At 32.8% G+C, this 24,734-nt stretch carries 23 protein-coding genes and 1 riboswitch; of the genes, 6 read left to right on the top strand and 17 right to left on the bottom strand.

The window, feature by feature from the left end; genetic code table 11:
• Nucleotides 1-11: 11 nt before the first annotated feature.
• The 3 genes from ebpS to AST02_RS03140 form a co-directional block, all read right to left on the bottom strand.
• Nucleotides 12-1,823: an elastin-binding protein EbpS gene (gene ebpS / locus AST02_RS03150; protein ID WP_069815567.1), complete on the bottom strand. Its 1,812-nt coding sequence runs from the start codon at nucleotides 1,821-1,823 to the stop codon at nucleotides 12-14.
• A 148-nt stretch (nucleotides 1,824-1,971) separates the two neighbouring features.
• Nucleotides 1,972-3,351, bottom strand: a complete 1,380-nt coding sequence (locus AST02_RS03145) for a RecQ family ATP-dependent DNA helicase (RefSeq protein WP_046465380.1) — start codon at nucleotides 3,349-3,351, stop codon at nucleotides 1,972-1,974.
• Complete coding sequence (locus AST02_RS03140; RefSeq protein WP_046465381.1) at nucleotides 3,338-4,303, bottom strand: helix-turn-helix domain-containing protein; 966 nt, start codon at nucleotides 4,301-4,303, stop codon at nucleotides 3,338-3,340. Before AST02_RS03140 ends, AST02_RS03145 begins: the two co-directional genes overlap by 14 nt.
• Nucleotides 4,304-4,412: 109 nt before the next feature.
• On the opposite strand from AST02_RS03140, the gene AST02_RS03135 reads away from it, so the two are divergent.
• Nucleotides 4,413-4,661, top strand: coding sequence for a ferredoxin (locus tag AST02_RS03135; protein ID WP_002507556.1), 249 nt, complete (start codon nucleotides 4,413-4,415; stop codon nucleotides 4,659-4,661).
• A gap of 281 nt (nucleotides 4,662-4,942) precedes the next feature.
• Here AST02_RS03135 and AST02_RS03130 read toward each other — a convergent pair whose 3' ends face one another.
• The 6 genes from AST02_RS03130 to AST02_RS03105 all read right to left on the bottom strand — a co-directional run bounded on the left by AST02_RS03130 (nucleotide 4,943) and on the right by AST02_RS03105 (nucleotide 10,537).
• Nucleotides 4,943-5,488: an ECF transporter S component gene (locus AST02_RS03130; RefSeq protein ID WP_069815565.1), complete on the bottom strand. Its 546-nt coding sequence runs from the start codon at nucleotides 5,486-5,488 to the stop codon at nucleotides 4,943-4,945.
• Nucleotides 5,489-5,553: 65 nt separating this feature from the next.
• A riboswitch (FMN riboswitch) is annotated at nucleotides 5,554-5,689 on the bottom strand.
• Nucleotides 5,690-5,923: 234 nt separating this feature from the next.
• Nucleotides 5,924-7,699, bottom strand: a complete 1,776-nt coding sequence (locus tag AST02_RS03125; RefSeq protein WP_046465637.1) for an ATP-binding protein — start codon at nucleotides 7,697-7,699, stop codon at nucleotides 5,924-5,926.
• Nucleotides 7,683-8,408, bottom strand: coding sequence for a response regulator transcription factor (locus tag AST02_RS03120; RefSeq protein WP_002507553.1), 726 nt, complete (start codon nucleotides 8,406-8,408; stop codon nucleotides 7,683-7,685). Before AST02_RS03120 ends, AST02_RS03125 begins: the two co-directional genes overlap by 17 nt.
• 132 nt (nucleotides 8,409-8,540) lie before the next feature.
• Entirely contained in the window at nucleotides 8,541-9,278 is a 738-nt protein-coding gene (locus AST02_RS03115; RefSeq protein ID WP_046465383.1) for a pseudouridine synthase, read from the bottom strand.
• Nucleotides 9,271-9,813: an SMC-Scp complex subunit ScpB gene (scpB, locus tag AST02_RS03110; protein WP_046465638.1), complete on the bottom strand. Its 543-nt coding sequence runs from the start codon at nucleotides 9,811-9,813 to the stop codon at nucleotides 9,271-9,273. The genes AST02_RS03115 and scpB overlap by 8 nt, the downstream gene beginning before the upstream one ends.
• Nucleotides 9,803-10,537, bottom strand: coding sequence for a segregation and condensation protein A (locus AST02_RS03105; protein WP_069815563.1), 735 nt, complete (start codon nucleotides 10,535-10,537; stop codon nucleotides 9,803-9,805). The genes scpB and AST02_RS03105 overlap by 11 nt, the downstream gene beginning before the upstream one ends.
• 93 nt (nucleotides 10,538-10,630) lie before the next feature.
• On the opposite strand from AST02_RS03105, the gene AST02_RS03100 reads away from it, so the two are divergent.
• A complete protein-coding gene (locus AST02_RS03100) occupies nucleotides 10,631-11,137 on the top strand; it encodes a DUF309 domain-containing protein (protein ID WP_069815562.1) in 507 nt (168 codons plus the stop codon).
• A 92-nt stretch (nucleotides 11,138-11,229) separates the two neighbouring features.
• Here the strand turns inward: AST02_RS03100 and xerD are convergent, their stop codons facing one another.
• The 3 genes from xerD to AST02_RS03085 form a co-directional block, all read right to left on the bottom strand.
• Nucleotides 11,230-12,117 (bottom strand): site-specific tyrosine recombinase XerD, encoded by an 888-nt coding sequence (gene xerD / locus AST02_RS03095; protein ID WP_046465386.1) that lies wholly within the window; start codon nucleotides 12,115-12,117, stop codon nucleotides 11,230-11,232.
• A 41-nt stretch (nucleotides 12,118-12,158) separates the two neighbouring features.
• Nucleotides 12,159-12,605: a ferric iron uptake transcriptional regulator gene (gene fur / locus AST02_RS03090; protein ID WP_046465387.1), complete on the bottom strand. Its 447-nt coding sequence runs from the start codon at nucleotides 12,603-12,605 to the stop codon at nucleotides 12,159-12,161.
• Nucleotides 12,606-12,710: 105 nt separating this feature from the next.
• Complete coding sequence (locus tag AST02_RS03085) at nucleotides 12,711-13,253, bottom strand: NUDIX hydrolase (protein ID WP_069815560.1); 543 nt, start codon at nucleotides 13,251-13,253, stop codon at nucleotides 12,711-12,713.
• A 218-nt stretch (nucleotides 13,254-13,471) separates the two neighbouring features.
• On the opposite strand from AST02_RS03085, the gene AST02_RS03080 reads away from it, so the two are divergent.
• Entirely contained in the window at nucleotides 13,472-14,386 is a 915-nt protein-coding gene (locus AST02_RS03080; protein ID WP_069815558.1) for an aldo/keto reductase, read from the top strand.
• Between the two features lie 140 nt (nucleotides 14,387-14,526).
• On the opposite strand, the gene AST02_RS03075 is transcribed toward AST02_RS03080, so the two are convergent.
• Nucleotides 14,527-15,285 carry an SDR family NAD(P)-dependent oxidoreductase gene (locus AST02_RS03075; RefSeq protein ID WP_046465390.1) on the bottom strand — a complete coding sequence of 253 codons (759 nt, stop codon included), beginning with the start codon at nucleotides 15,283-15,285 and terminating at the stop codon, nucleotides 14,527-14,529.
• Between the two features lie 142 nt (nucleotides 15,286-15,427).
• Here AST02_RS03075 and proC point away from each other — a divergent pair, with 142 nt between their 5' ends.
• Complete coding sequence (proC, locus tag AST02_RS03070; protein WP_002507543.1) at nucleotides 15,428-16,243, top strand: pyrroline-5-carboxylate reductase; 816 nt, start codon at nucleotides 15,428-15,430, stop codon at nucleotides 16,241-16,243.
• A gap of 283 nt (nucleotides 16,244-16,526) precedes the next feature.
• Here proC and rnz read toward each other — a convergent pair whose 3' ends face one another.
• A complete protein-coding gene (gene rnz, locus AST02_RS03065; protein ID WP_046465392.1) occupies nucleotides 16,527-17,447 on the bottom strand; it encodes a ribonuclease Z in 921 nt (306 codons plus the stop codon).
• A gap of 150 nt (nucleotides 17,448-17,597) precedes the next feature.
• Between rnz and zwf the strand changes: the two genes are divergently transcribed.
• Together zwf and AST02_RS03055 are read left to right on the top strand one after the other, a co-directional pair.
• Nucleotides 17,598-19,082, top strand: coding sequence for a glucose-6-phosphate dehydrogenase (zwf, locus tag AST02_RS03060; RefSeq protein ID WP_046465393.1), 1,485 nt, complete (start codon nucleotides 17,598-17,600; stop codon nucleotides 19,080-19,082).
• A 290-nt stretch (nucleotides 19,083-19,372) separates the two neighbouring features.
• The gene (locus tag AST02_RS03055) at nucleotides 19,373-20,245 is read left to right on the top strand and encodes an AraC family transcriptional regulator (protein ID WP_069815555.1); all 873 of its coding nucleotides are present in this window, start codon (nucleotides 19,373-19,375) and stop codon (nucleotides 20,243-20,245) included.
• A gap of 79 nt (nucleotides 20,246-20,324) precedes the next feature.
• On the opposite strand, the gene AST02_RS03050 is transcribed toward AST02_RS03055, so the two are convergent.
• The 3 genes from AST02_RS03050 to gndA form a co-directional block, all read right to left on the bottom strand.
• Nucleotides 20,325-21,974, bottom strand: a complete 1,650-nt coding sequence (locus AST02_RS03050; RefSeq protein WP_069815553.1) for a glycoside hydrolase family 13 protein — start codon at nucleotides 21,972-21,974, stop codon at nucleotides 20,325-20,327.
• A 1-nt stretch (nucleotide 21,975) separates the two neighbouring features.
• Entirely contained in the window at nucleotides 21,976-22,992 is a 1,017-nt protein-coding gene (locus tag AST02_RS03045) for a LacI family DNA-binding transcriptional regulator (RefSeq protein WP_069815552.1), read from the bottom strand.
• Between the two features lie 302 nt (nucleotides 22,993-23,294).
• A complete protein-coding gene (gene gndA, locus AST02_RS03040; protein ID WP_021339229.1) occupies nucleotides 23,295-24,704 on the bottom strand; it encodes an NADP-dependent phosphogluconate dehydrogenase in 1,410 nt (469 codons plus the stop codon).
• Nucleotides 24,705-24,734: the final 30 nt, after the last annotated feature.

The following is a 24,734-nucleotide window of genomic DNA, read 5'->3' as shown; positions in this document are numbered from 1 at the left end:
AAGGTGATGAACTATTGTGGAATAACAAGGCGTTGTCCATTATGGATTTCATTTCCTTGTAGATTATTTGCTTGTCTGATTTTTTCAACGTTTTCAGGAGAACCACTACCATAATATTGAATAGCAATTCTATATAGGTTTTGACCATTGACTACATGTGATTGTTGGCCAGAGTTATTATTTGCTTGTTCGCTATCTTGGTTGTTAGTTGCTTGTGATTGATCTGAAGATGAATTGCTTTGAGCGTTAGATTGATCACTTTGTTGATCTTGACCGCTCTGACTGTTTTGGTCGCTTTGACCTTGACTGTCTTGCGTACTATTTGTTGCATCTTGTGTACCATTGCTAGCTGAATCAGAATTAGCATCGTTACTTGATTGATCAGAATTAGCATCACTGTTTGCTTGGTCAGTGTTTTCGCTATCAGAATTGGCAGAATCTGAACCGCTATTGCTGTCTTCTGAGTTTGCAGATGAGTCATCTTTGTCTTCATCTTTATTGGCTTTATCATCTTCTGATTTTTTATCTTCATCTTTATCTTTTTCAGAGTCAGACTTACTATCTTTATTATCAGCTACTTTTTTGTCATCGCTATTTTTGTCACCATCGTCATCGCCAGTTAAAGCCATGCCACCGAAAATAGCAATTGCAGCTAATATTAATATCGCAGCTAATATTGGTAATAATTTACCTAATAAACCGCCTTTTTTCTTTTTCTTATTATCGTCATCATTGTTATCACCATTATTACCATTGCCGCCATTACCATTACCGCCGTTGCCATTGCCGCCAGCTTTAGAATGTGCCGCTGCGGCAGCACCTGTTCCGGCAGTAGCAGCGCCACCAGCTACAGCAGCACCTTTTTTCTTAGAACCATTTTTTTCTTTGTTCTTTTCATCTTTATCTTGTGCTTCGTTTTCGCTGTGATTATCTTTATTGTCTTTGTTGCCTTTGTGCTTGCCAGCAGCATAAGCACCTGCACCAGTTGCAGCGGCACCTCCAGCTACAGCAGCGCCTTTTTTCTTAGAGTTATCTTTATCTTGCTCTTTTTTATCTTGATCTTCTATATCTTTTTCATTTTTATTCTGCTCGGTTGCTTTATTGTTATTATCTTGGTTGTTATCTTGCTTATGTTCATCTTTGTTATCACTATGCTTGCCAGCAGCATAAGCACCTGCACCGGTTGCGGCAGCGGCGCCTCCAGCTACAGCAGCACCTTTTTTCTTAGAACTATTATTATCATTTTCTGAATGCGAAGCATCATCTGATTTGTCTGCTTGTTCGTTATCAGAGTTGTTGATATTTTGTTCATTATCATTTAAGTCATTTTCTGAATCTTTATTATCATTGTGCTTGCCAGCAGCATAAGCACCTGCACCAGTTGCAGCAGTGCCACCAGCTACAGCAGCACCTTTCTTATTAGATTCATTATCTTTTTGTGATTCAATATTTTCATTGGAATCATTTTGGTTTTCTTTTGTATTTTGATTGTTTGTAGATCCAGGGCTTAAATCATTATTCTTCGAAGGATCTTTTGTTGAGTTATTATTATCTTGTGGTGATTGATTTTCGCCTTGAACTTCATCATTGTCATGTTCAGGCTGATTATCTGAATTTTGATTTGTTGCTGTGTCACGTCTGCGCTGTCTTCTTTGAGCGTTTCTAGGAGGGAATTGTTCGTCTGTCTTATCAGAAACTTCCTCTTTTACGTTGTCAACTGAACCGTTAACGGAATCCTTTGCATTGTCTTGATGTTCTTTTGGATCAATGGATTGACGATTTTTTTCAAAATCATCTTTAAAATTGTTGTTAGACAAATTCATCATCCTTCCTCGTTTTAATTTAAGTATATACTGTTATACCCTAAAAATAAGTAAATATGTATAACTTTTTATGCAAAAAATCACTATTAAACTAGTATATATGTAGTATTATAGCTTGTTTGAAAAAGTGAAGTAAAGTATTTGTCTATTATTTAAACAAATTTTGTATTTTTTCATTAAAATCCATTTTTCTTTTTACTTTTTTTCTATTAATTAAATTAATTACATTTAAATCAGAATCATTATCACAGCATTGATCAGGTCTTTTACTTAACGTTTCACCAAAGAATTCCATCATATAAGTACGTCGACATTGGTCTAGGTTTTTGTATCCTAGCATACGTATATAACCTTGGCGTTTTCGTTGATAGGTCCTGTCGAATATCGTACGCAACTCAGTAAATGAGTAATAGCTATTTAATATTTCTAATATTTCAAATTTATCCGGAGTTACAAAGGCACCTACTTCAAAGGCATCTACATCCTCAGTGGTCATCATATCCGTAAATAATAGTGTTTCTAGTAAAAAACTATCATCAGGTTGAAATAGACTAATTGCTTGACTGTCAGCCCCATCACGACCAGCACGACCAATTTCTTGCATGTAGTTTGATGGACTTGTTGATAAATGGTAATGAAAAATAGAACGTATATCTTTTTTATTAATGCCCATACCAAATGCACTGGTTGCCACGATGATAGGTATTTCATTATTCAAAAATTGATGCTGAACTGTGTGCCGTTCTTGATAAGATAAATCTCCATGATAAATCCCTGTTAAAAACCCATAGTTATATATTTCTTTTGCTAAGGTTAGGCACACTTTTTTGGAAGAAACATATATAATTGTAGGTCCTGAATTTTCTAATGCTGGAAGTAACCATTTTAATTTAGCTTCATCGTCTGCGAAATTTTTATGAGTTAAAGAAATATTGTCTCTATTCATACTCGTTTTAATGACATGAAAAGATTTTTTTAACATAGCATTTAAATCATAAGTTAAATAATTCGGTGCTGTGGCAGTCAGAGCAAGCACGGTTGCTGTCGGAAAACGTGCGATAATTTTACCTATAAGTGCATAGTGCGGTCTGAAATCATATCCCCATTCAGATAAGCAATGTGCTTCATCTAATACGACCATGCCGATATTCAAATTTTTAATGAGTTTGAAATTTTGCGGTTGGAGTATAAATTCTGGACTTAAATAGATAAATCGACTATTTGTTAGTGATTCAATGTTTCTTTTTCTCTCATTTTCATCCATGCCTGAATGAATACAACAGACATGATGTTCACCATGTAATTTGAGTTGCATGACTTGATCATCCATCAAAGAAATGAGTGGTGAAATGATGAGAGTCGGTTGTTGACGTATGTATGTTGGTAATTGATAACAAAGACTTTTACCACTTCCTGTAGGTAAAATACCTAATGTATCTTCATTGTTCAATACACTTTCTATAATCTCTTGTTGACCAGGTTTAAAAGTCTCAAACCCGAACCACTTTTTTAGCTCATGTTGTAACATTGATTTCACCTCTCTCAATTCCAACGATAATCAATTTCAATTCAAAATAGCTGAGGTCAGAAAATATTTCTTTATAATTGCGTAACCTCTCACTACGATGTGAAATGTAATAAGTCATGAAATCAGTATAAGTTGAATGTGTTAAATAATCTTCATAATTCGATATGTAGCCTTTTATAAATAGCTCTAAAATATGATCATCTATCGTATTAGGTTTAACATTTTGTTGTGCAGCCAGTTGTTCGAAGTTTAATCCATTTTGTAAACCTACGTAAGTTTGCTCTGTTTTATTTAATAATGATGGTAGCACAATCAGTTTATTTAACAGTGGATAGTTAGATTCGTGCTCAATCTCGTACATTAATGTGACTAAATCTGTAAATTCTAATTCAAATAAGTGTTCTTGTGGTATGTCTTCTATTAAACTAATTTGTTGTCGTGTATACATACTTTCTTCAAAACCTTGTAGGTAATAGTGAATATATATTGTGTTGTTTTTATTCAACATAGATTGGAATAATGTCGTAAGTTCTGCAATGAATTGGTCCTGTAATTGATTGCTTATAATTTCTTTATATACAAATTTAACTTGTTGGTGTACAGTACTATGTTGAGTAATAGGTACGAATTGATAGACCTTATGTTTAGTATTAGATAGGGTCTGAGTTAATAATTGTATGGCTTTAAATGTGTTAGTTAAACTATCAAACGTATGTCTCGGATGATTAGCGATATTTTGATAGCTATTATCTTGAGCATTAAATTGATTGAAATATCGCTCAAACGACTGATATTTCAAGTTAGGCATGCTGTGATATAATGACAAGAGTTGTTGACTACAGGCATCAAAAAAGGTTTGATGTGACTTTTTCCCTGTGATAATATTAAATATACTTTTTTCAGTTTTGTAATTGTGTGCATGTGTTTGTGCAAATTGGATTATATTATACATGTTTACTCCCTCATTCTATAAAACGAAAACATTTGAAAAATCTTAAAACAGTGACTACAATAATAATTGTGCTATTAGTGTAGCATTTTTGTCAAAGGAGGCGAAGAAATTGGCTAAATATACAATTGTTGATATGGATACATGCATTGCATGTGGTGCTTGTGGTGCCGCTGCCCCTGATATATATGACTATGATGATGAAGGTATTGCTTATGTGATACTAGATGACAACAAAGGTACAGCAGAGGTGCCGGAAGAATTATATGAGGATATGGAAGATGCGTTAGATGGTTGTCCTACTGATTCAATTAAAATTGAAGAAGAATCATTTGATGGAGATGCGTTAAAGTTTGAATAAAAGCAAGTTTAGTACCATAAAAGTAAGTATGCGGTTTATACTTAATAATATATAATAAGCGTTTGTCTAAATATAGTGATTACTAATTATATTTACTAATGGCTACGTTTAAGGTTAGCGTGTTCACATTGCATGGAGCATGCTAATTTTTATGTCTAAAATGATTTTAAATTATGAATAGTTGATTTAAAATATAAAAACAGAGCGATTTCTGTATTACTTCAATAGAAATCACCCTGTTTTTCTTTATCTGAGTGTTAATCTCTCAGATGTTTTTATATTTATTTTGGTAATACATTTTTTAAACGTTTAAATAAAAGAATGAACACTATAGAAATAATAGCGCCTTTAATAATGTTGAATGGAATAACACCAGATACAATGACAATCTTAACGTTTTCTACAACATTAGATAAATTCATAATCATGCCATATAAAGGTAACAACACAAAGTAGTTCAAGATACTTAGAATAATTGTCATTACAATAGTTGCTACAGTAAAACCTATAATCTGTGATTTAAGGTTATATTTGTTTTTAGTAACATAATAAGCTGTTAGTAAAAAACTGGATGCTGCTAAAAAGTTAGCAACTGGACCTACTGGATCTCCAAGATTAAATAAAAAGTTTAATATATTTTTTATAAATTCTACAATGATACCAGCGAGCGGTCCGAGTGTGAATGTAGCTAATAATGCGGGCACATCACTAAAGTCTAAAGTTAAATAAGGCGGTAAAAATGGTATTGGAAATTTTATAAACATCAATATAAAAGAAACCGCACTTAACATACTTATCGTAATAAGTCGTTTTGTTTGTTGTTGCATATTAAATTATCTCCTTCCATTCATCATTCATCGAATAGGAGGATTTAATAGCACAACAAATAACCCTCCATCTTCTCCCATCCAGACTTTACTGTCGGCTCTAGATTTTCACTAGATCAGCCATTTATTTAAATGAAAATAAATGGGTCGCAGGCTTTAATTACTGCCGGTTGGGAATTACACCCTACCCCGAAGATGAATATCTTAAATTTTTATAAATATATCATAGCTTATTACTCAGGTAAAAACAATACTATTGCTCTAAATATGCTAAAAAGGGAGTAAAAGCGACTAAATTAAAGAAAACCTACACTTTTTAGTGAGTCTGCAAGCATAATTGATAATAAAGACCGGCGAAATCACAATAATGATTTCGCCGGTCTTTATATTAATGTTTGATTAGTTTAATTGAAGCAGTAACCACTCAACTATTTTCTATAACATCTCATTATTAGTTAACTTTGGTAATTTGACAATAAATGTTGTTCCTTTACCTAGTTTACTTTTAACGTCAATACTACCACCATGTTCATCTATAATCATTCGACATATAAATAAACCTAGACCTGTACCTTGTTTACCACGTTTACGCGAGGAATCAACTTTATAAAAACGTTCAAACACTTGTTGTAGATGCTCTGGCGCAATACCAGAGCCCGTGTCTGTAATATATAATATATTTTCTGTCTCTGTTTCCCCATAACTGATAGTGATGGCATCTCCTGCTTCGGTATACCTTGTTGCATTGTCTATCAAATTAGTTAAGACTTGTTCAATTCGATCTAAATCATAATACCACAGCTGTTCGTGCGTATTTGGATTTAAATTGATGCTTAAACCTAAACTCTCTGCATGACTTTGATATTTTTGTTGCATTTTATTTAGCAATGTATCAATAGGCTGAACAGATTTTTCTACCGTTAGCCCCTCAGCATCCATACGTGCAACACTGAGAAGCTCATTTACAAGTCGATTTAAGCGTTTAGTTTCATCTAGTACAATAGATAGTGATTCATGTATTTCATCGGGCTCTGTGACGATGCCGTCCACTATAGACTCAGTATAGCCTTGTAGTAATGAAATAGGCGTACGTAATTCATGTGAAACATTAGCAATAAAATCTTTTTTCATTTGGTCTATGTTATGTTCGTTTGTCATATCACGAATAATAGCTACGATACCACTACGACCATCTGGTTGAATTTGGTCAATATAACTCGTTATTATTACTAAATAACGCGTATTTATTTCATATTCTTCAAATTGTGTTTGCTTGTTTTTGAAAGTACGTTCATTTTGTTTATCAAGCTTTTTGAGTTCATGATCACCAAGTATTTGAAGTGTGTTTTGAGCCATTTTATTAGAAATTATAATTTCTTTTTTATCATTGTATCCCAATACACCTTCAATCATAGAATTGATTAAACTATCACGAATATTTTTTGAAGATGACAAGGCATCTATATGTTGTTGAATTTCAGAACTCATCGTATTAAACGTACGAGATAACTCACCAATTTCATCGCGCGTATTGACAGGTACGACTTGAGCATAATCTCCTTTAGAAACTTTCAAGGCCTGTGTCCGTAAATTTCGTAACGGTTTTGTTATACGAGATGATAAGAAAAAGGCAAAAACGGTTGTAATAGCTAAGAAGATAATAGCGATAATTAAAATAATAACTGTAATTACGTTATTGGTTTCTTCAATCGTTTTTAAATCTTGATAGATAAATACGCCACTGTAGTTATTATTTCGATTATTATCTTGCTCAGTCAAGTTTTTAGCAGGATAACCAATTAACACATAAGTCCGCTGTTGCCCATTGATTTTGACAGTAACGTGTTCTGAAATTTGTTTTCCTTTATCAAACACTTGGTTATAATCTTTATTGTTTTTAATTTCTTTAAACATCTTGTCTTTAATTTTATCTTTATGTTGGCTCACCATATGCTTATCATTCATAATAATAAGCCCATCTGGGTTTTCTATCAATTTACGACTGTATTCAATAGCTGTAGTTTTATCATCTGCACTTTCCACCAATTGACTGATACGCTGTGCATCTTTGAGTAATGAATCTTCGGTTTCTTGCGTAAAATAGGACTGAATAAATGTTATGAGTGCAGCACTTAGTAAAATTAAAACTGTCGTTACTATTAAAATAATAGTTAACCACAGTTTTATTACTACATTATTTAGCCGATTCATCATTGGACTTAACCTCGAATTTATAACCAACACCCCAAACAGTTTGAATCATTTGAGCTGCTGCATCAGATACTCGATTTAATTTTTCTCTTAAACGTTTAACGTGAGTATCTACAGTACGCAAGTCGCCGTAGAATTCATAATGCCATACTTCTTTTAGAAGCTGTTCTCGATCAAAGACTTTGTTAGGTGTTTTAGCTAGAAATATTAACAACTCATATTCTTTTGGTGTTAAATTAACTTGGTTATTATCTGCTAATACTCTGTGTGCATCGTTGTCAATGACAAGGTGGTCAAATTCAATTAAATCACGCGCATGAGGTTCACTTTGTTCTGTATGCGCTACTTGTGTACGTCTTAACAACGCTTTGACGCGTAATACCACTTCACGAGGAGAAAATGGTTTCACGATATAATCGTCTGCACCAGATTCGAATCCTTCTACCCTATTTGTTTCTTCACCTTTAGCAGTCAACATAATAATTGGTGTTTCTTTGTGTTCTCTGAGACGTGAAGCAACAGTGATACCATCCATTTCTGGAAGCATAAGGTCTAATAAAATACATGAATAATCATGTTCCATCGCCATTTTATACGCTTCATTACCATCACTTGCTTCATGTATCTCAAAAGATTCTCTTTCAAGGTATAATTTTAATAATCTTCTGATTCGATCTTCATCATCTACGATAAGTATTTCATTTGACATACATATGTACCTCCCACACTGCTAACTTTCAATTTAATCACATTATATCATACGTTTAATAGGAAAAGTGATTACGAAGAAAAGATTGTGAAAATTTTCTCATGATTTAAATTAAATTAAACGTAATAACAATTAGTTACCATGTTCTGCAAGTTGACGCATCACTTTTACTTCATGAGGTGTTAAGACTCTGCCTTCACCTGCATTAAGCCCTTTTAGGTTAAGCGGACCAACTTCAATGCGTTGTAATTTTGTAACTTCGTGACCAAAATGTTCAAACATGCGACGGACTTGTCTATTGCGTCCTTCTGTAATTGTAATTTCAACAAGTGTTGAATTTTTATCTTTATCTTGGTTCTTTACTTTTACAGTAGCTGGTTGTGTATGGCCATCTTCTAGTTCAACACCATGTTCTAAAGCTTTAACTTCTTCACGCATTAAATAGCCTTTTAATTTAACAACATATTTTTTCTTAATTTTATAACTCGGATGTGTCATTAAATTAGTGAATTCGCCGTCGTTAGTTAATAAAAGTAAACCTGAAGTATCATAATCTAAACGACCCACTGGATAAATTCTTGTTTTAATTTGTTTAAAGTAATCTGTAACTACTTTTCTACCTCTATCGTCCGATACACTAGTGATAACTTGTGCTGGTTTATAAAATAAAATATATAGTTTATCTTGTTGTTCTAATTTAATGCCCTCAACTTCAATTGTATCCGAAGGTTTAACTTTCGTACCTAGCTCTGTTACTACTGAGCCATTAACTAAGACTTTGCCCTCTGTGATTAATGTTTCTGCTTTTCTACGTGACGTGTGACCACTGTTTGCAATACGTTTTTGTAATCTTTCTGTCTCTTTATTCATTATTTTCTCCTTTTTGATTTACTAAGTTACTGAAGAAAGCTTCTATTTCTTCATCTTCCTCATCAGTTGTTGGTAAATCATCTAAATGTTCAATGCCAAATACGTTTAAAAATAGTTCTGTGGTATAGAGTTGTTGGCTTCTGGAATCCGCTTCGTCTTTAGCTTCTATTAGCCCACGAGCGATTAAAGTTTTAACAGCGCCGTCAGAATTTATACCTCTTATCATCTCAATGTCGCTTCGTGATAAAGGTTGATTGTAGGCAATAATAGACAATGATTCCATTGCTGCTTGCGATAATTTCATTTTTGATTTTTGTTCTATTAATTTTTCAATATAATTTGCTGCATCTTTTTTTGTTGTAAGTACATAAGTTTGACCAAAATGTTGAATTTCTAAGCCATCTGATATGTATTCAGAAACGAGTAGTGACAATTGTGTTTGGTCAATGTCTAAAATTTCAAGTAATTGTTTTTCATCTAAACCTTCGTCACCTGCTGTATAAAGTAATGCTTCTAGTATACCCTTATCGTTCAATGCCATAGTTTACCCCTCTTATAATGTTGATATCGTCGAAATTTTTGAGTTGTTCTATATTTACAATGCCCGATTTAGACATTTCAAGTATTGCTAGAAAATGTGTGACCACCATTTCAACAGGTTCTGTAAAATTAAACAAACTAAAAAAATTAAACGAATCATGTTGTTGTAAACGCGCATTAACTTGAGAAGTTGCTTGTTGAATCGTAAATGTTTCTTTACGTATATCTACAGTTTTTGGCGTGTTGAATTCAACGCGATTTTTAACTTTTTGATAAGCGATGATTAATTCTGTTAAATCAATTGTATTACTTGAATCCCATGTTTCATTAGATTCTAGGTGTGTTAAATCAGTTGGATGCTTTGAAAAGTAAAAAGCACGTTCAGATTTCTTTTCATTTAATATCTCAGTATATTCTTTATAATTTTGATATTCAATTAATCGTCCTACTAAATCTTCACGTGGATCCTCTTCTAATTCGTCGACTTCTTCTGATTGTGGTAACAGCATTTTACTTTTAATCATAAGCAGTTCAGAAGCCATAACTAAATATTCACTAGCAACATTAATCTCTAATTGATTCATTGCATGTATATATTGCATATATTGTTCTGTTAATGCTTTCATGGGAATATCATAAATATCAATTTCAATTTTTTGAATGAGATGCAATAATAAATCTAAAGGACCATTAAAAGCATCTAGTTTTACTTCATACATAGTATCTACCTCATATAGCAAGTTATGTGCGTATTTCACTAAAATATTATAGCATGTTTAATGAAAACATTTAAATTTGGAGCGGTTTTAATTATGGAAAATGCATTGCAAGATTTTTATTATCAATTTCATACGGAACAACACTACTTTTTGTGTCATGACATTTTAGAAGAAGCTTGGAAAGAAAATCCGCAATTTAGTAAAGATGATGCGATTGTAAGTTTGATTTTGTTAGCAACAGGTTGCTATCATTATCGCAGACATAACAATGTTGGTGCGTTACGATCATTTAAAAAAGCATTAAGTGTTATAGAACAAAGTGAACAATCCATTGATTTAGGCATCTATACAGATAAATATAAAAAAATTATCATAGAATTAATTCAGTCTGTGGCTAGTGCTAAGCAATTTGTGCCAATTCAATTACCAATAACAAAAGAAATGGAACAGGATATTTTTAAAAAATACCCTGATTTTGTTAGAACACCACATTTGATAGAAGATAGTTATATTGTAAATCATCATTTAGAAAGAGATCGTTCAGAAGTTGACAAAGCGCGACAACAAGCACTTGATATACGCCGTGCAAAAAAAGAATAAACTTAAGTTAAATGAAAAAACAAGTCATATTAAAATGGCGACGCAAACAAAAAAACACAAGCTAGCTATTCAACGAATAAACTGGTTTGTGTTTATGCACGTGGATGAAATTCATTATACATTTTGCGAATTTGTGATTTTGAGACATGTGTGTAAAGTTGTGTTGTCGAAATATCAGAATGTCCTAACATTTCTTGTACAGCACGTAAATCAGCACCATTTTCAAGTAAATGTGTAGCAAATGAATGTCTCAATGTATGTGGTGTCAACGTCTTATTGATATTCGCTTTTACACCGTTTTGTTTAATCATTTTCCAAATAGCTTGTCTTGATAAAGGTTTACCATGCATATTTAAAAACAATACATTTGTCACAGTACGCTTCAATAATTGAGGGCGTGTTGTATCTAAATATGTATTTAAATATTCTATTACTGCATCACCTAATGGGATAATGCGTTCTTTGTTTCCTTTACCAAATACTTTGACGAAGCCCATGATTAAATTGATATCCTCAAGTTCAATGTGTATAAGTTCAGAAACGCGCATGCCTGTAGCATATAACAATTCTAACATTGTACGATCTCTATAGCCGTTAATTTTTGATAAGTTCGGAGTCTCAAGCAAAGCAAGTACTTCATCTACTTCTAAGACATCAGGTAATTTCCTATCATATTTCGGTGTTTCGATTAATACAGTTGGATCTTTTGCAGCATATTTTTCTCGTAATGCGAACTGATGAAAACTGCGTACTGTAGATATGAAACGCGCCAATGATTTTGCGGAAGCACCCTCGTCGTGTAAATAGCCGAGGCATTGATTGATTAATTGTCTATCTACAAAATCTATATGCCCTATTTTTTGTTCTTCTAAAAAAGTGGCATATTTTTTTAAGTCTCTTCTATATGCGCCAATTGTATTCGAACTCAACCCTTTTTCTAGTTGGATAAATCTCAAATATTCTTCAATTATCGTATCCAATGGTACCACCTCTATTTATAAAATAGTGTATGATGTTGAGCTTACTTACCTTGAGCTTGGCAATCTGAGCATACACCATGGAATGTTAAGCGATGGTCTGAAATTCTAAAGTTAAAATCTTGCTCTACTTTTTCTTCCACTTGAGGCAATAAATCTTCTTCGATTTCTTCTACTTTACCGCATTCCATACAAACAAGGTGATGGTGGAAATGCTTCGCGCCTTCTTTACGTAAATCAAAACGGGCAACACCATCACCAAAATTAATTTTATCCACAACTTTTAATTCTGCTAATAATTCTAACGTACGATAGACAGTCGCAAGTCCTATTTCAGGTGCTTTATCTTTAACTTTTAAATAAACGTCTTCAGCGCTTAAATGATCTTTCTCATTTTCAATTAAAACTCTTAACGTTGCTTCGCGCTGCGGAGTTAATTTATAAGATGATTGTTGTAATTGTTGCTTCACGCGATTTAATCGTTCTTCCACGGAAGCCTCACTCCCCTACTAATAATTATAATCATTTCAATTTACATAATGATTTATATATATAAAATACCAATAATTGATAAAATACGCAAGTCTGTAGGCAAGTTATTTGGAATGATTATAATTAAGTAATAGATATTGTAAAGCAATAATTGTTTTAGCATCCTCGATTTCTTTGTTTTGGAGCATGGATGTTATTTCTTTAATATTATATGTTTCGATTTCAATAAATTCGTCATCATCTAAATTCATTTCACCTATTTTAAGGTCTTTGGCAAGATAAATTGAAATCTTTTCATTAGAGAAGCCAGGAGAACCGTACATTTCAGTAATCAATTCTAAATTTTCAGCAATATAGCCCGTTTCTTCTTCTAATTCTCTTTTGGCAGCTGATTCTCTTTCTTCATTTAATTCTAATTTTCCAGCTGGTATTTCTAATAATGTTTTTTCAGCGGGTTTACGATACTGTCTGACGAGAATAACTTGGTTATCTGGATTGATTGCACATACTGCAACTGCCCCGTTATGGTAGACTAATTCACGTTTTGACGTTTGTCCATCGGGTAGTTCTATATCATGGACTTCTAAATCAATAATTGCACCTTTGTAGATGGACTCTTTATGTAATGTTTTCTCGAATAGATTCATTATAATCACGTTCCTTTTATTTGAATTAAGTTATTGTTAAGATTAACACGTTAGTGTTTCAGGGAATAGCAAAAGCGATAAAAGCGATATTTGTAGAAATCTAAGTATTTAGATTTCATTTATATCAAAATTTTTGCGCAATGCATAAAAGTAATTCATAACGACTTATTTTGTTACGTCTATGCCCTATCATCAAGTGTATCGAAAGGAGAAACGACATGCAAAAAAATATTTTAAAAAGTGGTATTGAAATCTCAGAATTAGGTTTAGGCTGTATGAGTTTAGGCACTGATTATGAACAAGCAGAGCCAATTATAGAACGTGCGATTGAACAAGGCATCACATATTTTGATACGGCTGATATTTATGATAAAGGTGTAAACGAAGATATTGTAGGTAAAGCCTTGAAAAAATATCAAAATCGAGATGATATTGTGATTGGCACAAAAGTAGGTAATCATTTAGCTGATGATGGTACTACATTTTGGGATCCTTCTAAAAAATATATCAAAGCTGCTGTGAAGGACTCTTTACAAAGACTAGAATTAGATCACTTAGATTTATATCAATTACATGGTGGTACGATTGATGATCCACTAGATGAAACAATTAGTGCATTTGATGAATTGAAAAAAGAAGGTGTTGTGCGCGCGTATGGCATATCTTCAATTCGACCTAATGTCATTGATTATTATTTAAAACACAGCGACATCGAAACTTTAATGTCTCAATTTAACTTAATTGATAATAGACCAGAAGTATTATTAGATGATGTGCATGCTAAGAAGGTTAAAGTACTTGCACGTGGCCCTGTTTTTAAAGGATTGTTAACTACCAATAGTAATCAAGCGTTAGATTCTAAATTTGCAGAAGGTATATTTGATTATACTTACCAAGAATTAGGAGAAACGATAGCCTCTATTAAAGAGGTTGAAAATAATTTAACTGGTTTAACATTTAACTATCTTACGTCACATGATGCTCTAGGTTCTATTATTATGGGGGCAAGCAGCGTTGACCAATTAGATGAAAATGTGAAGAATTACGAATTATCAAAAGAAATTAGTTTAGAAAAACTAAAAGTTGCACGTAATCGTGTTAAGAATCTGGAATATACACAGCATTTAAAATAATAAATCACAACACTAAAAAAGAGTTAGTTTGATACTTGTGAAAGTAGATGTCATGTTACTCATCTATTATCTTTTAAGTTCAACTAACTCTTTTTATATTGCCATTTAAGTTCAATAATACATAAACAGAATAGTAGCAATTAAGCTTTATTTTTAAAAAATATCGTGAAATGTTTTTCAATAAAACGTGGTGCAAGTTGATAAATCTTTAATATAAAATGCATCCATTTAGGTTCATTGATTTCTGTTTTGTTCATAAGTATCCCTTTTACGACTTGCTGTGCTAATTTATCTGAATCTAACATAATACTTTTATATTTTTGTGCAAATGCTAACGATGGATCTGCTTTTTCATGAAATGGTGTAGCGATGGGGCCAGTATTTACAGTTAGGACATGATAGTTAGGTCTTTCAATGCGAAGTGCATTCAAGACTTGGTTAAAAGCAGCTTTGCTTGCCCCGTAATGTGCAGCATAAGCTTGTGTTAAAAAAGCAGACTGGCTACCAATACCAACGATAGATGGATTAGTACTTAAAAATGGTTGAATAGTAGTCAAAAGTATATTGAAGTTCACTATATTTAAAGTATAAGTTTCTAACATTTCATCAATACTATGTTGCTCTATTGCTTTAAAATAACCTAACCCAGATGAATAAATTAAACCATCGATTGATTGGTCTTGAAAATGATGCTTAAGCTTTAGAATTTGAGCTTGTGATTGTAAGTCGCATTGTATGATAGATAAATGCTCTGTACCATACTGCGCAATAATATCATCTAATTTTTGTGGATTACGTACGATTACTGTCACAAACACCCTTTTCTTTAATAGTATCTTTAATATTGCTTTACCTAAACCACTCGTTCCTCCAGTTAAAATATAATGTTTGCCAATCATAATTATCCCTACCCTTTGTCAATGTACAGTTAGTATAATTGAAATGGCTATGATATGTCATGTATATAATATAAATATTAGTTATATTATAAATCTATGTTAGTATAGAAACATAAAAACTAAGAGGAAGTGAAATATTCACATGAAACTAGTATTTTATGGTGCTGGTAACATGGCTCATGCCATTTTTACAGGTATCGTTAATTCAAAAGTGATTGATTCTAACAATATTTATTTAACAAATCGTTCTAACGAAGTTGCACTTAAAGATTATGCAGAAAAATTAGGTGTGAATTATAGTTATGATGATGAAGCATTATTAAAAGATGCTGATTATGTATTTTTAGGTACAAAACCTTATGATTTTGATGTATTATCTGAGCGTATTAGACCTAATGTAACAGAAAATAATAAATTCATTTCTATTATGGCTGGTTTACCAATAAGCTATATTCGCGAAAAAATTGGTGCTGATAATCCAATTGCTCGTATTATGCCAAATACAAATGCGCATGTAGGTCATTCTGTAACAGGTATCAGTTTTTCTAATAATTTTGGACCAAAATCTAAAGAAGAAGTTGATGATTTGATCAATGCATTTGGTTCAGCAATAGAAGTTTCTGAAGATAACTTGCATCAAGTTACTGCAATTACAGGAAGCGGTCCAGCCTTTTTATATCACGTATTCGAACAATATGTGACAGCGGGCACGCAACTAGGTTTAGAGAAATCTCAAGTTGAAGAATCTATCCGTAATTTAATTATAGGCACAAGTAAAATGATTGAACGATCTGAATTGAGTATGGAACAATTGAGGAAAAATATAACTTCTAAAGGTGGCACTACCCAAGCAGGCTTAAATGCTTTATCAGAACATGATATTGAAGGTGTGTTCGAAGATTGTTTACGCGCTGCTGTTAATAGAAGTATTGAATTATCAAGTCAAGATGACGATTAGTTAAATTAAAGTATAAATACAAGTGCTATTTTAACTCATTTATAAATATAAAATAATAACACTAATTCATTGCATGTTGCATATGAATTAGTGTTATTTTAATTTCGAAATATTTCACCACTTTATATTACAACTAAACTCGTGGAAAGCGTGCACAAAACATGAAGTAACATATTGTCAATCTATATTAAAGGCACTGTTGATAGCTTGAAAGCGCAAGTTCCTAGATTAAGAACTTACGCTTTCGTTAGATATCTATATTACTATTTTGAATTAGCTGTAACTAAAATGACCACGAATCAAAATCGTTAACAAACATGAATGGTGGTGTTGTGTCTCGAGACTTTAATGATTCACTAATCGTTTCCACTTCTTCTTTTGTATAGCGATTACTTATGTGTGTAATTAAACTATATTCAACTTGAGCTTCATCAATTAACTCAAACACATCGTCAATATGACTGTGGTGATAATTGTTTGCTAACATTTTATCCCCTTCTATATAAGTACTTTCATGTACCATTACTGTTGCATCTTGAGCAATTAACAACTCATTTTTACAAGGCATCGTGTCGCCAAATATAGCGATAACAGGACCTTTAACAGCATCGCCTTTAAATTGATTAGAATCATAAATTAATCCATTATGTTCAAAAGTTTCATTAATTTTAATATCTTGATACTTAGGTCCCGGTTCCAAACCAATATCCTTTAAAGCTTGAACATCAATTTTCCCTGGGGTATAGGGCGCTTCAATTCTGTAGCCATAAGATGTAATACCATGGTTTAATAGATGTGCGTTCACATTAAAACCATTATGATGATAGTTTAATTGATCTTCAATTTCTATGTATGTGATTGGATAATTTAATCTGGATTCAGATAGTTGTAAGGCCGTTTCTATAAATTGTTGAATACCCTTTGGTCCAACTACTGTGAGTGGCTTGCCTTCTCCACCCTGAAATGAACGACTCGTTAATAGTCCGGGCAAACCAAATATATGATCCCCGTGCATATGTGTAATAAAAATATGATCAACTTTACCCAATTTGATTGAATGATGCAGTATTTGATGTTGAGTCCCTTCACCCACATCAAATAACCAAACATTATTTGAGTATGGTTCTAAATTTAATGCAATTGCTTGGGTGTTTCTTTCTTTGGTTGGTAGACCTGCACTCGTGCCAAAAAATGTGATTTCCATGCATATGCCTCCTCTTCTTGTTCACATTTTATCACACAAAAGAATAAAAAATATATTAAAATTAAATACTTCCAAGCAAAATTGTAGGAATAATACTGAATGTTGGTCTATAATAAATAGAGATTTATAAAAAGAATTGAGGTTTTGATCTTGAATACTAGAAACAAAGATATTCCATGCTTAATAACAATTTTTGGAGCAACTGGTGATCTTAGTCACAGAAAATTATTTCCATCATTATTCCATTTGTATCAACAAGAAAACTTAAATGAACAAGTTGCAATCATTGGGATAGGTAGAAGAGACTTAACAAACGATGATTTCCGTAGTCAAGTGAAATCATCAATTCAAGAACATGTTAAAGATACAAAACATCTTGATAAATTTATGGAACACGTGTTTTATCATAAACATGATGTCAGTGATGAAGCAAGTTATCAATCACTACTAGAAGTGAGTAATAAATTAGATACTGAGTTCCAACTTCAGGGTAATAGATTATTCTACCTAGCTATGGCTCCTAATTTCTTCGGTGTGATTTCTGATTATTTGAAATCATCTGGATTAACCGAGACTACTGGTTTCAAACGTTTAGTTATTGAAAAACCATTCGGTACTGATTTAGAGTCAGCAGAGCAACTTAATGAACAATTACGTCGTTCATTTAAAGAAGAAGAAATTTATCGTATTGACCATTACTTAGGTAAAGACATGGTACAAAATATAGAAGTACTTCGTTTCGCTAATGCGATGTTCGAACCATTATGGAATAATAAATACATTTCTAACATTCAAGTAACATCTTCAGAAGTATTAGGTGTTGAAGATAGAGGTGGTTACTATGAATCAAGTGGTGCTTTAAAAGATATGGTTCAAAACCATATGTTACAAATGGTTGCATTATTAGCAATGGAAGCACCAATTAGTTTACACAGTGAAGATATACGAGCTGAGAAAGTTAAAGCACTTAAATCATTGCGTAAGTTAGAATCAGAAGAAGTTCGTCAAAACTTTGTTCGCGGACAATATGATGAAGGTACAATTGATGGTCAAAAAGTAAGACGTTACAGAGATGAAGACCGTGTTGCTGAAGACTCAACAACCCCTACTTTCGTTTCAGGTAAATTGACTGTCGATAACTTTAGATGGGCTGGCGTGCCATTTTATATTAGAACAGGTAAACGAATGAAGAGTAAAACGATTCAAGTCGTTGTTGAATTTAAAGAAGTGCCTATGAATTTATATTATGAAACAGATAAGAAATTAGATTCAAATTTACTTGTCATCAACATCCAACCTAATGAAGGCGTATCATTACATTTAAATGCGAAGAAAAATGTTCAAGGTATTGAAACAGAACCTGTTCAATTATCTTATGCGATGAGCGCACAAGATAAAATGAATACTGTCGATGCTTATGAAAATTTATTATTTGATTGTCTAAATGGTGATGCTACTAACTTTACCCATTGGGAAGAGTTAAAATCTACTTGGAAATTTGTCGATGCAATACAAGAAGAATGGGACCAAAATGAACCTGAATTCCCTAACTATGAATCAGGATCAAATGGTCCATTAGAAAGTGAATTACTCTTAAGTAGAGATGGTTTCCATTGGTGGGACGATATTCATTAATATGTTTATCTTTCTATAACATAAAGCAACAACGCAAGTGTAAAAAATCACTTGTGTTGTTGCTTTTTTCTTAACCTTTTTTTGTGTTATGATTTAATCTATTGAGCAAATTACATAAAGTTTATGCCTTTACTTATTTACATTTTACTCTATTTAATATTTTTGAGATGTAAGTATAAGTAAAATGATGTAGAATATAATTAATTAGGTAAACGATGCTAACGTTTTCCAACAATAAATTTAAAAGCAATGATGGCGCATGAGTCATTTGAAAATTAGGAGTGAAAGTTTTGGACGTTATCAAGCAAATACAACAGGCAATTGTTTATATAGAAGATCATTTGCTAGAGCCTTTTCATTTGCAAGAACTCAGTGATTACGTTGGTCTTTCACCTTATCATCTTGATCAATCATTTAAAATGATTGTTGGTCAGTCTCCAAGTGAATATGCGAGGTCACGTAGAATGACTTTAGCAGCAAAAGAGATTATTAGTGGTTCAAGTCGTTTAATGGACGTAGCTAAAAAATACAATTATAGTGATACTAACGCGTTCGCAAATGATTTCAGTGATTTTCACGGGGTGTCACCCATCCAAGTGAATACCAAACGCGATGAACTTAAAATGCAGCCAAGACTTTATATAAAACTGACAACAACTGAAACTGCACCTTATAATTACAGATTAGAAGATACACAGGGCCTGTCATTAGTAGGTTACAATCGATTTTTAGATGCAGATGAATTAGAAAATCCATATAAAGTACCTGACTTTTTAGAAGATTTATTAGCCGATGGAAAAATTAAAGAGCTTCAACGTTATAATGATGTAAGTCCACATGAGTTATTTGTAGTCAATTGTCCATTAGATCAAGGTATGGAAATATTTGTGGGTGTACCAAGTGAAAGATACCCTGCACACCTAGAAAGCCGTTTCCTACCTGAAAGACAATATGCTAAATTTAACTTACAAGGTGATTTAGACTATGTCATTAACGAAGCTTGGTATTACATCGAAACAAGCCTTCAAATGACCCTGCCATATGAGCATAACAGCCTGTATGTGGAAGTTTATCCCTTAGAATTATCTTTTGATGATGCTGTCACTAAAGTCCAGCTATGGATGCCTGTAGATCAAGAACAATATCATGACAACGAACTATAAAAAACCTCTGACATAATTTGAATTCAAAATAATTCAAATATCGTTAGAGGTTTTTTGTAGACTTAAATAAATTAATTTTTTATAAAGCTATTACAAAAGTTTCAAATGGACGTAAGGCAGTTAAATTCAATTTGTTATCTTTGTAATTGTGCAGTTTAATATTATTTTCATTTATCGTTTCATTGAATGCCAACGAGGCAGACTTATCAGTTAAATTTCCTACTACAAGTACACGTTCTCCTTCTAATTCTCTAATATAAGCAAATACACGGTCATTTTCAGCATCTATCAGATTAAAAGTGCCATATGTAAAAATATCATGTGATTTTTTTACTTGAATCAGAGATTTGTAAAAATTTAAAATTGAATCAGAATCTTGTAGCTGTGATGATACATTAATCTCAGTGTAATTAGGATTAACTGGGAACCAAGGCTCATGTTCAGAAAATCCACCGTTTATAGCATTAGTCCATTGCATTGGTGTACGAGAATTATCTCTATTTTCCATTTTGTGTTTGTTTAACAGTTCTGTTAAATCACCACCCTGAGCCTTAACGATATTATATTCGTTCACTACAGCAACATCATTAAATGTTTCCACACTTTCAAATGGATAATTGGTCATACCGATTTCTTGTCCTTGATATATGAATGGTGTGCCTTGTTGTAAGAAATATACAACCGCATGACTTGTAGCTGACTCATACCAAAATCTTTCATCATCACCCCATGTAGATACACGTCTAGGTTGATCATGATTTTCTATAAACAATGCATTCCAGCCTACATCTTCAAGTTTCTTTTGCCATCTATTTAACACATCTTTATATGCTTTAACATCAAATTTAATATCGCCAGTATTCCACAAACCTAAGTGCTCAAATTGGAAAATCATATTAAACTTACCTTTGTCTTCACCGACCCATTCATCAGCATTATCAGGATTCACACCATTTGCTTCTCCTACTGTCATAATATCGTAATGACTTAAGGATTCATCCTTCATTTCTTGTAACCAATCATGTATGCCTGGTTGGTTCATATCTACGTCAAATGCAGGCGCGTATGTTTTGCCTTCAGGAACTGGTAAATCTCCAGCCTCAAATGTTTTCTTAATATGGGTGATTGCATCCACTCTGAAGCCATCAATCCCTTTTTCAAACCACCAGTTCATCATGTTAAAGACAGCTGCTTTAACGTCTTTATTTTCCCAATTTAAATCAGGTTGTTTTTTACTAAATAAATGGAAATAATATTGACCTGTTGTTTTATCATACTCCCATGTAGAACCATTAAATATACTTTCCCAATTATTAGGTTCAGATCCATCAGCTTTTGGATCTTTCCAGATATACCAGTCTCGTTTTGGATTATCTTTACTCGATTTAGATTCTATAAACCATGGATGTTCATCTGATGTATGATTGACTACTAAATCTAAAATGAGTTTCATACCACGTTGGTGTACACCATCTAATAATTGATTGAAATCATCCATCGTTCCAAATTCATCCATGATATCTTGATAATCACTAATATCATAACCATTATCATCATTTGGTGATTTATACATCGGGCTTAACCAAATGATATCGATACCTAAATCTTGTATATAATCTAGTTTTTCAATAACCCCTTGTAAATCTCCAATGCCATCGTTATTTGAATCGTTAAAGCTTCGAGGATAAACTTGATATGCTACTGCCTCTTTCCACCACTGTTTATTCATATTATTGCTCCTTTTTTAAATGTTGAGTTGAGACTCTTTTAATAATATCTGTTGGAATAACTTTATTAAAATCGACAATATGCTCTTCACTAATTAATCGAATGATAGCGTCGCCTGCTGCTTCACCTAATAAGTCAGGATGAATATTGACCGCAGTTTGTGGTGGCGCTGCAAATTCAGTTAAGTAAGAATCATTGAAGGTTGCTGTTTGTAAATCTGTTGGTACGCGAAGTTGTAGTTCATACAATACGCTAAGCACAATATGATTGAGCATCGTATCTGATGTAATAATGACTGAGGGTAGTTCGTTATGTGTGAGTAAATAATGAAAATAAGATTTTATGCTTTGGTAGTTCATATCAAAATATTCGATATGACCTACTTGTGCATGTTGTTTAAGGACATTAGTAAATCCTTTGATTCGATCTTTAACAACTTCATAATTTCCTCGTTCAGCTAAAAATAAAAACTTACTATGACCAAGACTTATGAGATAGCGTGTTAATTGCTCTGCTGCTTCAACATTATTATTATCTATATGAACGACTTGTTGATTAGATAAGGGCTTCCCAACGACGACGTACGGCATATTATGTTGAGCGAGTATTTGTTCTATCATATCGTTTTCTTTTGAGTATAATAAAATAAAGCCATCTACTGCATGATAAGAAATCATGTGACTTACTTCTAATTCTATATTTTCATATTGCTCATTTGTGGTAGATATTGTTGCATAACCATGTGCTTTGCATGATTTATATATACCTGAAAGGACATCTATGATAAATGGATTTTGCCTTGTTTCATTACGCCCGCTTTTTTGAATAACACCTATTGTTTTAGATTTTTTTGTAACTAATGTTCGGGCTGCATGATTTGGTTGGTAGCCTAATGCTTCCATCACCGCTAATACTTTAACTCTAGTAGTATCGCTTATACGATTGTTACCGCTAATGACACGTGAAACTGTCGATGGTGCTACATTTGCTGCTTTTGCAACATCCTTTATAGTTACCAAATTGAGTCATCCTTTGCTAATGTATATAATTAAAGCGTTTTCAAAACTATAATTATAATGATAATTAAGTATAAAGGGAAAGTCAAAGGATTTGTGCAAACGATTGCACAAAGTTTGCATTTTTTGTAATCATGGGTTAGCTTTTTCTTATTTAAATGCCATTACTTGGAAATTTAATGTAATACTAAAGCTGTTATTAAAAATTTACATAAAAAAACTACTAGTAAAGTCCGTAGACTTTGCTAGTAGTTTCAAACGTGAAGTAGTTTCACGTCTTTTATAATGTTATATAAAGATGATTATTAGTCTTCAATCCATTGTGTATGGAATACGCCTTCACGATCTTTACGTTCGTAAGTGTGTGCACCAAAATAATCACGTTGCGCTTGAATTAAGTTAGCTGGTAAGTTTTCTGAACGATAACTATCATAATAGTTAATACTTGCAGAGAAACCTGGCGTTGGAACACCATTTTGTACACCAGTAGCTACAACATCACGTAATGCATCTTGATAGTTTGTTACGATATCTTTGAAGTATGGGTCTAATAATAGATTTTGTAATTCTGTATCATTATCATATGCTTCTTTAATTTTTTGTAAGAATTGCGCACGGATAATACAACCTTCACGCCAAATCATAGCAAGCTCTCCAAGTTTTAAATTCCATTCATTGTCGTCACTAGCTTTTCTCATTTGAGCAAAGCCTTGTGCGTATGAACAAATCTTACTCATATACAGCGCTTTACGGATTTTTTCAAGGAATTCTTCTTTGTTACCTTCAAATTTAGTACTTGGTCCATTTAATTGTTTAGAAGCATTCACACGTTCTTCTTTGATTGAAGATATAAAGCGTGCAAATACTGATTCAGTAATAATTGTTAATGGAATACCTAATTCTAAAGCGTTAATAGAAGTCCATTTACCTGTACCTTTTTGGCCAGCTGTATCCATGATTTTTTCAACTAATGGACCATTACCATCATCATCTAATTTAGTGAAGATGTCACCAGTGATTTCAATCAAGTAACTTGAAAGTTCGCCAGCATTCCAGTCTTTGAATGTTTGTGAAATTTCTTCATGAGACATACCAAGTAAGTCTTTCATCATTGCGTAACTTTCAGCAATTAACTGCATATCTGCATATTCAATACCATTGTGCACCATTTTAACGTAGTGACCGGCACCATTAGGTCCAATATAAGCTACACATGCAGCGCCATCTTCAGCTTTAGCAGAGATTGCTTCTACAATGTCTTTAACTTTATCAAATGCTTCTTGTTGTCCACCAGGCATTAGTGAAGGACCAGTAAGCGCGCCAACTTCACCACCAGAAACGCCCATTCCGATGAAGTTAACACCACTTTCAGCTAGTGCTTTATTACGTCTGATTGTATCTTGATAATTAGTGTTACCACCATCGATTAAAATATCATCATTATCTAGTAATGGTAATAAGCTATCGATTGTTGCATCTGTTGCTGGTCCTGCCTTCACCATTAATAAAATCTTACGGGGTTTTTCTAGAGAATTCACAAACTCCTCTATAGAGTACGTCGGATGTATATTTTTACCTTCAGATTCTGTTACCATTTCATCTGTTTTAGAAGATGAACGGTTAAAAACTGAAACGCTATATCCTCGTGATTCAATATTCCAAGCAAGGTTTTTACCCATTACGGCTAAACCTACTACACCAATTTGTTGTGTCATTTAACTAACCTCTCTTATTAAAGTTTTCTC

This window comes from Staphylococcus equorum, assembly GCF_001747895.1.
Classification (GTDB): domain Bacteria; phylum Bacillota; class Bacilli; order Staphylococcales; family Staphylococcaceae; genus Staphylococcus; species Staphylococcus equorum_A.
This window is presented reverse-complemented; position numbering and strand designations above follow the sequence as displayed.